13 protein-coding genes are annotated in these 14,286 nt (G+C 73.1%); 2 read left to right on the top strand and 11 right to left on the bottom strand.

Annotated features, from left to right (window positions below):
• On the bottom strand, window positions 1-248 hold a 248-nt coding region (locus tag AB0F81_RS46030), incomplete at its 3' end, for a helix-turn-helix transcriptional regulator (RefSeq protein WP_360209829.1).
• Window positions 249-387: 139 nt separating this feature from the next.
• Here AB0F81_RS46030 and AB0F81_RS46025 point away from each other — a divergent pair.
• On the top strand, window positions 388-918 hold the full coding sequence (locus tag AB0F81_RS46025) for a snapalysin family zinc-dependent metalloprotease (protein ID WP_360209827.1): 531 nt from the start codon (window positions 388-390) through the stop codon (window positions 916-918).
• Here AB0F81_RS46025 and AB0F81_RS46020 read toward each other — a convergent pair.
• Genes AB0F81_RS46020 through AB0F81_RS45985 form a run of 8 tightly spaced genes read right to left on the bottom strand, consistent with a single transcriptional unit; the run spans window position 900 to window position 11,193 of the window.
• Complete coding sequence (locus AB0F81_RS46020; protein ID WP_360209825.1) at window positions 900-1,529, bottom strand: FHA domain-containing protein; 630 nt, start codon at window positions 1,527-1,529, stop codon at window positions 900-902. The two genes, AB0F81_RS46025 and AB0F81_RS46020, sit on opposite strands and share 19 nt — an antisense overlap.
• Window positions 1,526-2,791 carry a VWA domain-containing protein gene (locus AB0F81_RS46015; RefSeq protein ID WP_360209823.1) on the bottom strand — a complete coding sequence of 422 codons (1,266 nt, stop codon included), beginning with the start codon at window positions 2,789-2,791 and terminating at the stop codon, window positions 1,526-1,528. Before AB0F81_RS46015 ends, AB0F81_RS46020 begins: the two co-directional genes overlap by 4 nt.
• Before the next feature lie 9 nt (window positions 2,792-2,800).
• Window positions 2,801-3,871 carry a protein phosphatase 2C domain-containing protein gene (locus tag AB0F81_RS46010; RefSeq protein ID WP_360209821.1) on the bottom strand — a complete coding sequence of 357 codons (1,071 nt, stop codon included), beginning with the start codon at window positions 3,869-3,871 and terminating at the stop codon, window positions 2,801-2,803.
• Window positions 3,868-6,192, bottom strand: a complete 2,325-nt coding sequence (locus AB0F81_RS46005) for a tetratricopeptide repeat protein (protein ID WP_360209819.1) — start codon at window positions 6,190-6,192, stop codon at window positions 3,868-3,870. The genes AB0F81_RS46010 and AB0F81_RS46005 overlap by 4 nt, the downstream gene beginning before the upstream one ends.
• Complete coding sequence (locus AB0F81_RS46000) at window positions 6,189-7,367, bottom strand: hypothetical protein (RefSeq protein ID WP_360209817.1); 1,179 nt, start codon at window positions 7,365-7,367, stop codon at window positions 6,189-6,191. Before AB0F81_RS46000 ends, AB0F81_RS46005 begins: the two co-directional genes overlap by 4 nt.
• The gene (locus tag AB0F81_RS45995) at window positions 7,364-8,308 is read right to left on the bottom strand and encodes a glutamate ABC transporter substrate-binding protein (protein WP_360209815.1); all 945 of its coding nucleotides are present in this window, start codon (window positions 8,306-8,308) and stop codon (window positions 7,364-7,366) included. The genes AB0F81_RS46000 and AB0F81_RS45995 overlap by 4 nt, the downstream gene beginning before the upstream one ends.
• Window positions 8,305-9,585 (bottom strand): hypothetical protein, encoded by a 1,281-nt coding sequence (locus AB0F81_RS45990; protein ID WP_360209813.1) that lies wholly within the window; start codon window positions 9,583-9,585, stop codon window positions 8,305-8,307. The genes AB0F81_RS45995 and AB0F81_RS45990 overlap by 4 nt, the downstream gene beginning before the upstream one ends.
• Window positions 9,586-9,645: 60 nt before the next feature.
• Window positions 9,646-11,193 carry a long-chain fatty acid--CoA ligase gene (locus AB0F81_RS45985; RefSeq protein WP_360209811.1) on the bottom strand — a complete coding sequence of 516 codons (1,548 nt, stop codon included), beginning with the start codon at window positions 11,191-11,193 and terminating at the stop codon, window positions 9,646-9,648.
• A gap of 160 nt (window positions 11,194-11,353) precedes the next feature.
• Between AB0F81_RS45985 and AB0F81_RS45980 the strand changes: the two genes are divergently transcribed.
• Window positions 11,354-12,607 carry an HDOD domain-containing protein gene (locus AB0F81_RS45980; protein WP_360209809.1) on the top strand — a complete coding sequence of 418 codons (1,254 nt, stop codon included), beginning with the start codon at window positions 11,354-11,356 and terminating at the stop codon, window positions 12,605-12,607.
• On the opposite strand, the gene AB0F81_RS45975 is transcribed toward AB0F81_RS45980, so the two are convergent.
• Window positions 12,608-12,991 carry a hypothetical protein gene (locus AB0F81_RS45975; protein WP_360209807.1) on the bottom strand — a complete coding sequence of 128 codons (384 nt, stop codon included), beginning with the start codon at window positions 12,989-12,991 and terminating at the stop codon, window positions 12,608-12,610.
• Between the two features lie 76 nt (window positions 12,992-13,067).
• Window positions 13,068-14,204: an ABC transporter permease gene (locus AB0F81_RS45970; RefSeq protein WP_360209805.1), complete on the bottom strand. Its 1,137-nt coding sequence runs from the start codon at window positions 14,202-14,204 to the stop codon at window positions 13,068-13,070.
• Window positions 14,205-14,286: the final 82 nt, after the last annotated feature.

The raw sequence follows: 14,286 nt of genomic DNA, 5'->3' as shown, positions 1-14,286 counted from the left end.
GGCCGGCCGGCGGCGCCGCGGGAGCGCTGCTCGGCGACGAGCCCTTCCAGCTCGGCCACCTGCTCCGCGCCGAGGCCGAGCCCGGCGGCGAGCGCGGCCAGGGTACGCGCCTGCGGCGCCCGGCTGTGCCCGCGCTCCATGTCGCTGATCGCGCGGTCGCTGACCCCGGAGGCCTCGGCGAGTTGCTCCAAGGTCAGCCCCGCGGCCTGCCGCAACTCGCGCACGCGGGAACCGAACCCCGTTGTCACCGCGTCATGAAAGCACATCGACGCGGGCCATCATTCGGGATGGAGGCGGCAAACGGTATGGCCTTAACCATCGATAAGGATCACTGGTTTTCCTAGTGTCGGGTGCAGGTTTCCCCCGTTCCCCCAAGGAGAAGCATCGATGATCCTGCGAAGAGTCCTGGCCGCGCTCTGCACTGTCGCGGCCCTCGCCGGCGCCCAGGTGATCAGCGCCACGCCCGCCTCGGCCGCGCCCCGCATCCTCTACTACGACGCCTCCCAAGCGCAGGAGTTCGTCTCCGTCGTCCACCAGGGCGCGCAGATCTGGAACAGCCGGGTCACCAATGTCCGGCTCGAACCGGTGCCCGCCGGGCGGACCCCGAACATCCGGGTCTACGCCGACAACAACTGGCCCCGGGCGCAGACCACCTCGCTCGGCAACGGCCGCTGGTGGATGGGCCGCCAGGCCGTCAACCAGGGTTACCACCAGCCGCGGATCGCCGCGCACGAGTTCGGCCACCTGCTCGGGCTGCCGGACCGGCGCACCGGCCTCTGCGCCGACCTGATGTCCGGCAGCAGCGCGCCGGTGAGCTGCACCAACGCCTACCCCAACAGCCGTGAGGCGGCGACCGTGAACGCGAACTTCCGCACCGCGCTCACGGTCGCGCCGCAGGCTTACGTCTGGACGCCCTGACCGGTCGGCGCGTGCAGCGTGATGGTGGTCCAGACGCCGACGTGCACCTGGTCACCGTCCTTCAGCGCACGGGACTGGCCGGCGCCGAGCGGCCGGTCCTCGTCGTTGACGTAGGTCCCGTTGGTCGAACCCAGGTCGGAGACCAGCCACACACCGTCGATGTTGAGGGTGAGCAGCGCGTGGCTGTGCGACACGCCCGGGTCGGCCGGCGGGGCCGACAGGTCGAGTTCCGGATCGGTGCCCTTCGAGGCGCTGCGCCGGCCGATCCGGACCTGCGGCGCGGGCAGCGTGACCGTGCGCTGCGGCGCGTCGGCCGGGAACACGACGCCGTCGGTCTCGTTCAGGTCGAAGTAGGCGCGGTCGGCGAAGACGGTCGCGGTCCAGTCGCCGGCCGGCGGTGCGGCGCTCAGCTGCGGGACGCGGCCGGTGTTGTGGTCGAAGCCGCAGTCCTCACAGAAGCGGGCGGTGCGCGGCGTGCCGCAATGCGGGCAGGCCGGGCCCTTCTCGTCGGCCGGGGCGGCCACGGTGGTGGCGTCGATGCGGGCGCCGCAGGTGTCGCAGAAGTCGCTCTCCGCCGAGGTGTGGCCCTTCGGGCAGACGTACGCGCTCACTGCGCCCGCCCCACCCGCACCGTCTTGGTCGACCGGGTGTCGAGCGCCATCTCGTCCTCCGCGCTCACCCGGCGCCGCATCCGGACGGTGCCGGTCGCCGCGTCCTCGATCTCGACCACCTTGGCGAGCAGCTCCTCGGTGGCCGTGTTGCCGCTGGCGTGGGCCAGCTGGGCGGCCCGGCCGAACTTCAGCGTCGCCGTCCGGTCGTCGCCGGCCTCCCGGGCGGCCAGGCCGGCCTGGATCGCGTCGGCCAGCTCGGCCTGCCCGGTGTAGTGGGCGACCTGCCGGTTGATCCGGGTGGAGAGCGCCGAGTCGTCGGTCCACACCGCCCGCACCAGCGACTGCGCGTGCACGGTGACGCCCTCCACCACCGACACCCGGGCGGCGAGCATCTCGTCGCCGGACGCGCCCGGCGTGACGTCCACGCAGATGTGGTAGTCGCGGCTCTCCTGGCCCCAGGCGCCCAGCGGGTAGCGGCCGGCCCTCGCCCCGTCCGCGACCCGCTTGCCGGTCAGGTCCACCACCTGGGGCTCGACCTGTTTGACGAACCGGACCGTGCTGTTCACCGGGGTCCAGACCTTCAGCTGCACGTCGGCGCTGGTCTTGCCCATCGCCGTGGTCATCATCTGCTGGAACGCCGCGGTGAGGTCCATCGGCGTGGCCACGATGTCCACGGTGCCGAGCATCGCCGAGGCGATCTTGCGGAGTTCGGCGACCTTCCAGTTGGTGCCGACGCCCCGGCAGTCGCAGGTGAATTTGCCGCTGATCGTCTCCAGGACGCTCTCCAGGTAGCCGTACCGCTCGCCGTTGTCGCCGTCGGTGAGCAGGATGGCGTGCGCGATGTCGCCCGGCCGCAGGGCGAACAGCTGCGCCGCGAGCAGCAGCCAGGCGCCCATCGCGGTGCCGCCGCCGGCCTGCAGCCGGTCGATCGCCCGGGACGCGGCGATCCGGGTCTCGGGCGAGGCGACGGCCAGCCGGCCCGGGTCCGGGTAGAGCTGCTGCGCGGTGCTGACCCCGGCGATGATCGCGAAGTGGACGCCGTCGTCGATGCACTCCACCGCCGCCTTGGCGGCCTGCCGGGCGGCGCCGATCCGCCCCTCGGCCTGCATCGACCCGGAGGCGTCCACGATGATGATCTCGGTGGCGCCGGCGGTCCGGCGGCCACCCTCGGACCCGGTCGAGGTGACGGTCACGATCGCGTTGACCTCGCTCGCACCCAGGGCGAGGTACTCGTTCTGGAAGGCCTCGGCGGTGTAGGACACTCGGACTCCTTACGCGTCGGGGGTGGGTCGAACCGGCACCAGCGCGACCGTGATGTTGTCGGCGCCTCCGGCGTCGTTCGCGTACGCGACCAGCGCGCGGGCAGCCGCCAGCAGGGGCGACGGGCCGCTCGCGGCGGTCAGGGCGGCCCGGACCACGTCGGCGAAGACCGCCGGGTCGGTCAGGTAGTTCCACAGGCCGTCACTGCAGAGCACCAGGTGGCCCGGCTCGGTGACGGTGAACGCGCCGACCCGGGGCCGCACCGGGCCGGCGTCCGCGCCGAGCCAGGCGGTGATCGCGTGCGCCTTCGGGTCGTTCATCGCGACCTGCGGGTCGACGCCGAGCGCGATCACGTGCCGGGCCCACGAGTCGTCCTCGGTGAGCTGCTCGGCCGGGCCCTGTTCGCGCAGCCAGTAGGCGCGGCTGTCGCCGATCCAGCCGAAGCCGACGTGCGGCCCGCGGACCGCGGCGGCCACGATAGTGCAGGCCGGATTGGACGCGCTCCGGCGCGGGTCGCCGCTGTGCGCGAGCGCGGCCACGGCCTCGGCGGCGCCGGCGATCGCGGCCGCCACCACACCCGCGACGGCGACGGCCGGGGCGGGCTTCTCGTCGTCGTCGCCGGTCGCCGCGTCGTCCTCCGGGTGCTGCGCGGCGGCCAGGAACTCGCCGGCGGTCTTGGCCGCGACCTCCGAGGCGGCGTCCGGGTCGTAGGAGGCGGACACCCCGTCGGCGACCACCACGTCGGCGGCGGCCTCGCCGACCGCCAGCCACATCGCGTCCTCGTTACGGTGGTGCCGGCGCCCGCGGTTGCTGACCGCGGCCGCGACCGTGCCGCCGTCGGCCTCCAGGTGATCGCGGGCACGCCCGGCGAGCAGGCCGCACTCCTCGCAGTAGCCGTCCTCGCCGACGGCCTTGCCGGCCTTGCAATGCGGACAGTCCATCCGCTCCTCCGAGGGCTGCTCGGCAACCTCGGCCGTCAGCGCCCGCCCGCACACTTCGCAGAACGTCGCCCCGGCCGCCCGCTCGTCGGCGCATGCGGTGCACTCGGTCAGGATCATCGGCGCGGTTACCGCCTCTCTCACGTCCGCGTCCGCGGCCGTGCCGCGTTCGCCAGGTCGACCAGGCGGATCTTCTCCGGCCCGTGTACCGCCCGGGCCATCTCCCGGTACGCGGCCTCCAGCGCGAACCGTACGTCCCGCTCGCCGGCGTCCCCGGTCCGGGTGCCGCCGAGCACCGCCGCCGGAATCCTCGTCCCCCGGCCGAGTGTGCGCAATGCCTGTTCGAGCAGTTCCGCACGAAGTGCCGCGAGTTGCGCCGCCTCCACCTCGAGCCGCTCGATCAGTTCGGCGGCGCTGGTCAGCGATCCGACGTCGACCGCCGCCGACTCGTGCGGGCGTACCAGCGCCCGCACCGCGCCGACCTGCGACATCCGGAACGCCGAGGAGGTGCCGGGCACCCGGTTGTACGCCTCCACCGCCCCGGCCCGGTCGCCGTCGGCCAGCCGGCAGCGCGCCAGCCCGGCCGCGGCGGTGGTGTACGCCGGGTCGGTGCGGCTGACCACGTCGTAGTAGCCGGCCGCGGTCTTGCGGTCGCCGGCCAGCTCCGCGGTGAACCCGAGGGCCAGCTGCGGGGCGAGTTCGCCGGGCAGCGCCGCGTAGACCGCGTCGAACCGGTCGCGGGCGTGCGTGGTGTTGCCGGTGGCGAGGGCGAGCAGGCCGTCGTACCAGGCGATGCGCCAGTCGGCGCCGGCCGACTCGGCGAGCAGCGCCCGGGACGCGGCGGCGTCGTCGTAGCGGCCGGTGCGGGCGCCCAGGTCGATCTGCGCGCGCAGCTCCCGCAGGCGCACCTCCAGCGTGTACTGCGGGGCCTTGCCGAGCAGCGCCAGCACCTCGGCCGGGTCGGTGACGGTGACCGAGGCGAGGAACGCTGCCGCCGGGTCGGACAGGTCGATCAGCGGGGTGGGCAGGTCCTGCCAGCGCAGCACGTCGTCGCGCAGGTCGGTGCGCAACTCGCCGGTGAACAGCCGGGACGGCGCCGGCCGCGGCTCCCCGCCGGCGGCGAGCACCTGGCGCAGCACGCCCAGCATCTGCTCGGTCATCTCGGCGGCGTCGACGAACCGGTCCGCCGGGTCGGTCCGGGTGGCCCGCTGCAGCAGCCGGTAGAACGACTCGTGCCGCTGGTAGACCTCGAACTCGTCGCGGGCCGGCAGGCTGTCGGCGAAGGTGCTCTGGTAGCCGCGGAAGTCGGTGGTGAGCACCGCCAGGGTCCGGCCGATGGTGTAGAGGTCGGAGGCGATCGACGGGCCGTCGGTGGCCATCTCCGGCGCCTGGTAGCCGGCCGTGCCGTAGATGGCGGCCTCCATGTCGTCGACGTGCACCACGCCGCCGAGGTCGATCAGCCGCATCTGGTCGCCGGACTGGATCACGTTGTCCGGCTTGAAGTCGCAGAAGATCAAGCCGCGGTCGTGCAGGTAGCCGAAGGCCGGCATGATCTCGAGTACGTAGGCGAGGGCCTGGTCGACCGGGAGCGGGGCCGCCTCGTTCTCGGCGCGGCGCTGCTTGAGGGACTTGCCGCCGACGTACTCCATGACGATGTAGCCGGCGCCGTCGTGCTCGACGAAGTTGTAGATCTTGACGATGTTCGGGTGTTCCACCTCGGCCAGGAACCGGCGCTCGGCGACGGCGGCCGCGAGCGCGTCCTCGTCGCGGGAGTTGAGCAGGCCCTTGAGCACCACCCAGCGGTCCGAGACGTTCTTGTCCACGGCCAGGTAGATCCAGCCGAGGCCGCCGTGCGCGAGCGGGCCGACCACCTCGTACTGGCCGGCGACCAGGTCGCCCTTGGCCAGCTTGGGGGTGAAGTTGAACGGCTCGCCGCAGGCGGCGCAGAACCCGGAGGTGCGCCCGGGCCGGTCGCCGCGGGCCCGGCCGACCGGCTTGCCGCACTTCGCGCAGTACCGCTTCGTCTCGGGGACCTCGGCGTTCGCCATCACAGCCGTCGCCGGGTCGGCCTGGGTGATCGGTGCGATCTCCACCAGGCCGCCGCCGAAGCGGCGCCGTGACGTGCTGCGCGACCCGGTTGTCCGGCCGCTGCCGCCGGTGCGGGTGGAGAGCGCGGCGCTGCGCGAGGCCGCGGAGCGGGACACCGCCGACACGCTCGGGCGGGGTTTCGGCACGGTGCCGGTCCCCGGGGCGAGCCCGCAGGTGTCGCAGTAGCCGTCCTCGACGGTCCCCGGGCAGCGGGCACACCGCAGCGAACCCGAGGCGACCGGGCCGGCCGGGACGACCGAGCCGACCGGGACGACCGAGCCGCCCGGGGCGACCGGGGCGACCGCGGCGGGCGCCAGTCCGCAGGTGTCGCAGTAGCCGTCCTCGATCGTGCCGGGACAGTCACGCTGGCATCTCATCGGGCCTCCCTCGCGGCGATCGTGGCGGACAGGGCGTTCTGGTAGGCGTTGACGGCCGCCCGGGCCGCGTCCACGTCGCACGGCGCCTCGTACAGCGCGGCGCGGGCGGTCTCGGCCAGCGGGGTGAGCGCGGGATCCTCGGCGAGGCCGCGGCGCAGCGCCTTCGCCCGGTACGCCTCCAGACGGCCGCGCAGCTCGTTGCGCTCGGCCAGCAGCCCGGTGTTGCGGGCGGCCGACTCGCGCAGGGCGGCCAGCCGCTCCCGCGCCTGCCGGCTCCACGCCGCCAGCCGCGGGCTGACCAGGGCCCACTGTCCGGCGGCGGCCAGCGCCTCCACCGCCACCAGGTCGGCGCGCGTGTCCGTACCGCGTACGGACGCGATGCGATGCTCGGGGAACCGCCCGGCCGCCGCCTGCCGTGCGGCCTCAGCGGCCTGCCGGGCCGTGTCGATCTCGGCGGCGAGGGTACGGGCGTCCCGCAACCGCTGCTCGATCCAGGCGCGCAGCTCGGTGGCCGAGGTCCGCTCGGCGTCGGCCCGGTCGACAAGCTCGCGCACCCGGTTCAGCACGGCCGGGTCGGCGCCGAGCGGATCGCTGGTCAGGGAGCCGGTGAAGGAGCCGAGCAGCCGGTCCGCCTCGTCGAGGAGAGCACCGCCGGCCCCGGCGTGACGGGCCTGGGTGAGCGCGGCCGCGGCGTCCGCGGCGGCCGGCAGCAGGCGGCGCCACCCGTCGCCGGCGCGGGTGACCACGTCGACCGCGGTCGAGAAGGCCGCCTCCATCGCGGCCAGCAGCTCGGCCGGCGAGCACGTGGTGCTGATCTGGCCGGCGCCGAGCAGGCCGCGCTGGGCGAGCGGCACGGTGCTGGTCGACAGGGTGATCGACGAGCCGAGCACCAGCTGGGCGAACGCCGCGCGGTCGGTGTCGCTGAGCCGGCGCTGGTTGCGCAGCGCCTGGGCCCGCGCGATCACCTCGCCGAGCTGGCGGTGCCCCTGCCAGAGCCGGCCGAGAGCGTCGCTGGCGCTCGCCCACTCGGTCGCGGTCCGGCCGGTGAGGGTGGCCGCGCTCAGCTCCTTGCGGTCCGGGTTCTCGTCGAGCTCGACCAGGTTCGCCGCCATCGCGGCGACGGCGCTCTGCAGGCGCGCGAGTTCCGCGTCCGCGGACGTCAGGGGAGCGGTCATCGGTATTCGGCCGCCGGTGGCTGTGTGGTGGTGCCGAGCCATTTCTGGTGGATCCGCGCCCAGGTGCCGTCCTGGCGCATCCGCTCCAGCACCTGGTTGACGAACCTGGTGAACTCGGGGTGCTCCTTGGAGATCGCGATGGCGTACGGCTCCTTGGTGAGGCGTGCTCCGACGATCTTCGCGAACGGATCCTGGGCCTTCAGCCCGGCGAGGATGGTGTCGTCGGTGGAGATGGCGGCGACCTCGTTCTGCTGGAAGGCGACCAGGCACTCCCCGAAGCCGGGCTTGGACACCGGGATCGGCTTGCTGGGCACCTTCGCGATGTTCTCCAGCGAGGTGGAGCCGACCGCCGCGCAGACCTTCTGGCCGCCCAGCTCGTCGAGGCTGTCGATGCCGGAGCCCTCGGCCACCAGGACCCGCTGGCCGGCGACGTAGTAGACGGTGGAGAAGTCGACCTCCTGCCACCGCTCGCAGTTCGCGGTCATCGTGTTGATCACCAGGTCGACCTTGCCGTTGCGGACCCAGGCCGTGCGCTCCGCGTGCGGGACCACCTTGATCTGCAACTTCTTCGGATCGCCGAAGAGCGCCGCGGCGATCTGCCGGCCCATGTCCACGTCGAAGCCCTCGACCTGGCCGGTTCTCGGGTTGCGGGAGCTGAACAGCAGGGTGTCCTGGCTGGTGCCGAGCACGAGCCGGCCGTTGCGCACGATCTCGGCCATCCGGCTGTCGGCGGGCATCCGGCCCGGCGCGGGCAGCGCGCCGGACGGGCGCAGGCTGCGTTCCGGTTCGCAGGTGGTGTCCCGGGCGAACTCGGGTGCCAGCGAGACCGGCGCCGACTCGGGAGGCGGCACCGGCCGTGGCGAGTCGGACGCGGTGCAGCCGGCGGCGGCGAGCAGGCCGGCCACGGCGAGCAGGGCGAGGACAGGACGGGTACGCCTCATCGGTACTCCTCCAGCCGGGCCCGGAGTCCGAGCGCCGCCAGCACGCCGACCGCCAGCGCCAGCAGCGGGCCGAGGACGATCATCGTGCCGAGCCCGTCGCCGGCGTCCTCGATGTGGGTGTCGAACAGGCCCATGTGATGCTCCAGCTCGGCGTCGAGGACGTCGGTGAGCTGCTGGAACACGTCGGTCGTCGCGGGGCTGAGTGCCAGTCTCACCGCCTCGTCGTATTCCCCGCCGTCGTCCTTCTGCCGGATCTTGTCGTGCTGCTCCAGATATGCCTGGTGGAGCTCGCGGGCCTCGGGCAGGTCGAGGCCGTCGAAGGTGAGCCGCTCCCGGACCGTCTGGAAGTCCTCCTCGTGCGGACCGCTGCCGGCCCGCGCGACCAGGGTGAGCGCCTCGTCGGCCCGCTCACGCAGCACCAGGATCCGGGTCTCGGCGAGGGCCGCCACCGGGGTGGAACCGTCCTCGGCCGCATAGCCGAGCAGCTCACGCTGGTCGGAGTAGACCAGCCCGGAGCCGAGCATGAGCACCGCCGCGAGCACGGTGGCGGCGACCAGCGGCACGTTGAAGGTGCGGTTCGTGGTGCGGCTCAGATAGAGCTGCGACCAGACCAGCATGATCGCCAGAATGACGAACAGCACCAGCAGCAGCATCAGCCACCAGGTGCCGCGGGCGTCGTCGTAACCGTTGTCCAGCTCCCGCTTGGCGAGCTGGAACAGGGTTCTCGCCTGTGGCTGCAGGGTCTCCCGGTTCAGTTCGGAGGCGGTCGCCAGATAGGAGGCGCCGACCGGCAGGCCCTGCCGGTTGACGGCCCGGGCGGTGGCGACCAGGGCCGCGTAGCGCGTGGTGCCGGTGGCGAGGGACTGCACCGCCCGCGCGGCCTCGCTGCCCGGCGGCGTGCGCCGCCCAGCGGCGGTGAGCGCGGTGGTGGCCCGGGCGAGATCCGCCTCGTAGCGCTCGGTGAGCCGCACCGGCTCCAGGCCGCCGGCCAGGAAAGCCTGCGCGGCCGTGGTGTCCGCGTCGGCGAGCGCCGAGTAGATCGTCTCGGCCTCGACCAGCAGCGGCTGCGCCCGATCGCGCAGGTCGCTGGTGCCGGCCGTGGCGGACGCCGCGGTGAGCCCGGCGACCAGGCCGGTCAGCACGGCCAGCACGAGCAGGGTGACCTGGATCAGCTGGAGCCGGCCCGGCGAGCTGTGGCGCAGCTGCCCGATCCGCCGCAGCGCACCGGGCCGCGGCGGGTCAGCCGTCGCGGTCCGGTGCGTCAGGGCGGTGGTCAAGATCGCCTCCGTGTGGCCGGCTCCCGTTGCCGTCCACTGTGCGGCACGCGCGCAAGCGATCTAGCTGAGCTCGCGCTTGAGCAGCTTGCCGGTCGCGGTCATGGGCAGCGACTCGACGATGCTCACGATCCGCGGGTACTTGTAGGCGGCCATCTGCTCCTTGCTCCAGGCGACCAGCTCGTCCTCGGTGACCGAGGCGCCCGGCTTGAGGATCACGAACGCCTTGATCTCCTCGCCGTGGCTGGGGTGCGGCACACCGATCACCGCGGCCAGCGAGACCGCCTCGTGGGTGATCAGGACCTCCTCGATCTCCCGCGGGTAGACGTTGAAGCCACCCCGGATGATCATGTCCTTCGCCCGGTCGACGATGTAGTAGAAGCCGTCCTTGTCGCGGCGGGCCAGGTCACCGGTGCGGAACCAGCCGTTGCGGATCACCTCGGCGGTCGCCTCCGGGCGGCCGATGTAGCCCCGGAAGATGTTGTGCCCGCGGATCGCGATCTCGCCGATCTCGTCGGCGCCCTCGATGGTGTTCCACTCCGGGTCGATCAGCTTCACCTCGACACCCCAGATTGGGATGCCGATCGAGCCGGGCCGCGGCTCGCTGTCCGGGTCGCTGAAGGTGGCCACCGGCGAGGTCTCGGACAGGCCGTAGCCCTCCAGGATGGTGACGCCGAAGCGCTCCTTGACCGCCTTGATGATCTCCACCGGGAGGCTGGAGCCGCCGGAGACGGCGACCCGCATGTTCCGCGCGATCCGCTCCACGTCGACGCCCTCACCCAACGCGTTGAGCAGGCCCCACCACATGGTCGGCACACCGGCGAAGAAGGTGACGTTCTCGCTCTGCAGCAGCTGCACCGCGGCCGCCGCGTCGAAACGGGGCAGCAGCACCAGCGTGGCCGCGGTGGCGAAGCCGGCGTTCATGTTGACCGTCGAGCCGAACGAGTGGAACAGCGGCAGCACCAGCAGGTGGGTGTCGGTGCCCGGCTGGGTGCCGAACAGCCGGTTGCAGGTGAGCGCGTTGAGCACCAGGTTCGAGTGGGACAGCTCGGCGCCCTTGGCCTGCCCGGTGGTGCCGCTGGTGTAGAGGATGACCGCGGCGTCGGTCTCGGCGCGCAGCACGGTCTCGAAGGCCGGCGACTGGCCGGCCAGGCCGGAGCCCAGCGTCTCGGCGCCCTCGACCGGCGAGGCGGCCGCGGGGTCGGCGGTGATCAGGAAGAACTGCTCACAGCCGTCGGCCTCGTTGAAGCCCGCGAAGCCCTCGCTGCCCATCGGGAGCTCGGGGGTGCCCTCGAAGCACAGGTAGGCCTTGGCCTGCGAGTCCTTCAGGTGGTAGGCGATCTCGCGGCCCTTGAGCAGCACGTTCAGTGGCACGACGACCGCGCCGGCCTTGAGGATGCCGTAGTAGACGATCGGGAAGTACGGCAGGTTGGGGCAGGAGAGCGCCACCTTGTCGCCGGGCTGGATCCCGCGGGCGACCAGCAGGTTCGCCACCTGGTTCGCCGCGGCGTCCACCTGCGCGTAGGTCAGCCGCCGGGGACCGAAGACGACGGCGTCGCGCTGCGGGTAGTGGCGAGCGCTGTCCTCGAGCAGTACGGAGAGGTTGAGCATCCGGTGGATCCCCTTCACAAAAGGTTGAGCTGTGTGACGGCGGTCTCATCCCAACACGGCGACCGGCGCCGGTGGAACCCTACGTTCCGGCTTTGTTACCGGCCGGTGTGCGGATGACGCGCGGTGGACCGCGCCGGAAATCCCCCCGCGGATTCGTCAAGTGACGGCGCCCGCTGCCGATGGCCTCGACGTGGACATCCCGGTGTTGGACGCGGTGCACGTGGGCCGTCAGCCGATCTTCGACGTGAACGGCGCCGTCGTGGCGTACGAGCTGCTGTTCCGTGGCCGCATGGACGACGTGGCCTCGGGCCGGCAGGACACGTACGCCACCAGCACCGTGATGGTGAACGCGTTCACCGAGTTCGGCATCGCCGAGGTGGCCGGCAACCGCCCCTGCTTCATCAACCTGACCAGGGAGTTCGTCACCGGCCGGCTGCCGCTGCCGTTCGGCCCGGAGCAGGTGGTGCTGGAGATCCTGGAGACCGTCACCGTCGACGACGAGGTGATCGACGGGATCACCGCGCTCGCCGAGGCGGGCTACCGGATCGCCCTCGACGACTTCGTCTGGGGATCCGGGCACGAGCGGCTGCTCGGGCTCGCCTCCTACGTCAAGCTCGACCTGCTCGACGGCGACCTGAGCCGGCTCGACGAGATCGTCGGCGCCTGCCGGCAGTACCCGGGCCTGGAGCTGGTCGCCGAGCGACTGGAGACCGCCGAGCAGGTGGCCCTGGCCGACCACTACGGCATGGAGCTGCGCCAGGGGTACGCGCTGAGCCGTCCCCAGGTGCTCAGCACCCCCAGCCTGTCCCCGTCCCGGCTGCGCCGCCTGGAGCTGGTGGCCGCCCTGATGCACCCGGACGTCCGGCTCGACAAGATCACCACGATCATCGCCAGCGACCCGGCGCTCGCCATGCGGGTGCTGCGGGTGAGCAACTCGGTGGCCGCCGGGGTGAGCAGCCGGATCTCCTCGGTCCGGCAGGCGATCATGATGATCGGGCTGACCCACATCCGGCGCTGGGCCACCCTGATGGTGGTCGACGACGTCGCCGAGGCGCCCGAGGAGCAGCTGCTCACCGCGCTCACCCAGGCCCGGCTCTGCGAGAACCTGGCGGTCCGCTTCGGCGCCGACCCGGGCGCCGCCTTCGTGGCCGGGCTGGTCACCGGGATGGCCGGGCTGATGGGGATGAGCCCGGTGGCGATGGTCGAGCAGCTGCCGCTGGCGCTGGACGTCTCGGACGCGCTCACCTACGGCACCGGGCGGCTCGGGCGGCTGCTGGAGGCGGTCCGTGCCTACGAGCGGGGGGAGTGGGGCTCGGGCGACCTGGCCGGGCCGGCCCTGGACGCGATGCGCTGGTCGACGCGGACGCTCAGCGCGGCCAACCAGTTCGTCCCGGCCGGCACGGGCCCGCGCTGATCAGCGCGGGAGGTCGGAGTCCTCCTCGTCCGGGTCGTACTCCTCGATCTCCCAGTCGGTCTCGACCACCGGGTGCCGGCCGCTCCACCACAGCAGCCCCGCGGTGAGGATCAGGTTGAACACGGCCGGACCGATGACGACCAGGTCGCCCAGCGCGCTGTCGAACAGCTCGTAGCGGTTGTCGATCAGGCAGACGAAGACCGACCAGGGCAGCCCGAACGCCAGCAGGTAGAGCCCGATCAGCCCGGCGCCGATGCCGGCGTCGGCCCCGGAGGCCACCGCGTCCTGCGCCGGCCCGAGCCAGATGACGACCACCGGCAACACCAGGGCCGCCTGCACCGCGACCAGCGCCCAGAGCCATTTCCGGCGCGTGTCACTCCCCATTCTCCGACCCCTTTGGCTGAGCGTTCGCTGAGAGCGATCGCGTCAGCCTAGAGGATCCGCGGAAAATATCGAGGGGTCAGTGTCTGCGCAGCACCGGCACCGCCGCCGCGATCACCGCGACCGCCGCGCAGGCCGCGGTCACCGCGATGCCGGCACCCCACGGGATGACCAGCGCGATCGACTGGTCCAACTCGGACTCGACCGCGGCCCGGACCCCGAGCAGTGAGACTCCGGCCACCGCCGCCCCCAGCAGCGCCCCGGTGACCGTGGCCAGCAGGGACTCCGCCGACACGACCCGCAGCACCTGCCCGGTGCCGGCCCCGGCCAGCCGCAGCGCGCCGAACTCGCCGCGGCGGGCGGCGGTCGCCATCAGCAGCGTGTTCGCCACCGCGATGCCGGTGTACCCCGCGGTCAGCCCGATCAGCGCCCACAGGAACAGGTCCACCAGCTGCCCCTCCTCGTCGATCTCCCGCTGGACGAGCTCGCGGACCGTCATCGCCGTGGCGCCGGGCGCGGCGACCGGCTCGCCGTCGAGCAGGACCATCGCGGTCAGCGCCTGCGGGTCGTGCTCGCGGACCAGCTCGGCGGGGAAGACGATCGGGGCCGGCGCCGCCTTCTCCACCGCCCGCACCGGGATCTCGGCGGTCGCGCCGTCGGCCCACCGGACGGCGAGCGTGCCGCCCTTGCGCACGCCGAGCTCCGCGGCGGCGTCAGCGCTGAGCTCCGCCCCGGGCGCGGCCCCGGCGACACCGGCGGCGGAGTAGCCGGCGAGACCGCCGCGGTGGCTGACCAGCACCCGGGTCTCCAGCCGCGACTGGCCCGGCTGACCGCTGACCGCGGCCGCGCTCAGGCCCGGCGTACCGTCCGGGACCAGCACGTTCGCGGCCGGATAGTCGGCCGCCTCGTCGATGCCGGCGGCCTGCTCGATGGTCGCGATCGTGCCGGTGAGCAGCACCGTCAGGCCGACCGTGGCGAGCACCGGAGCGGCCGTCGCGGCCACCCGGCGCACCCCGGTCAGGGTGCCCTCGCGGACCAGCATCCCGACCGCGGTGTGCCGCACCGGCCAGGCCACCGCGCGCACCAGCGGCACGATCAGCACCGGCGAGAGCAGGGTGGCCGCGCAGAGCAGCAGCATCGCGGCGCCCAGCCCGGCGGAGGTCTGCGCCTCGAGCGGCAGCGACGGCATCGCCACCAGCAGCGCGGTGCCCACCATAGTGGGCAACTGCCCACTTGTGGAGGGGGAGCCGTCCGTGCCGACCGGTGTGGCCCTGCGTGACGTGCGCGACCAGCTCTTC

Origin of the sequence: Actinoplanes sp. NPDC024001, assembly GCF_040638955.1 — a bacterium.
GTDB lineage: Bacteria > Actinomycetota > Actinomycetes > Mycobacteriales > Micromonosporaceae > Actinoplanes.
The sequence above is the reverse complement of the archived record's forward strand: the minus strand, read 5'-3'. Positions and strand labels throughout refer to the sequence as shown.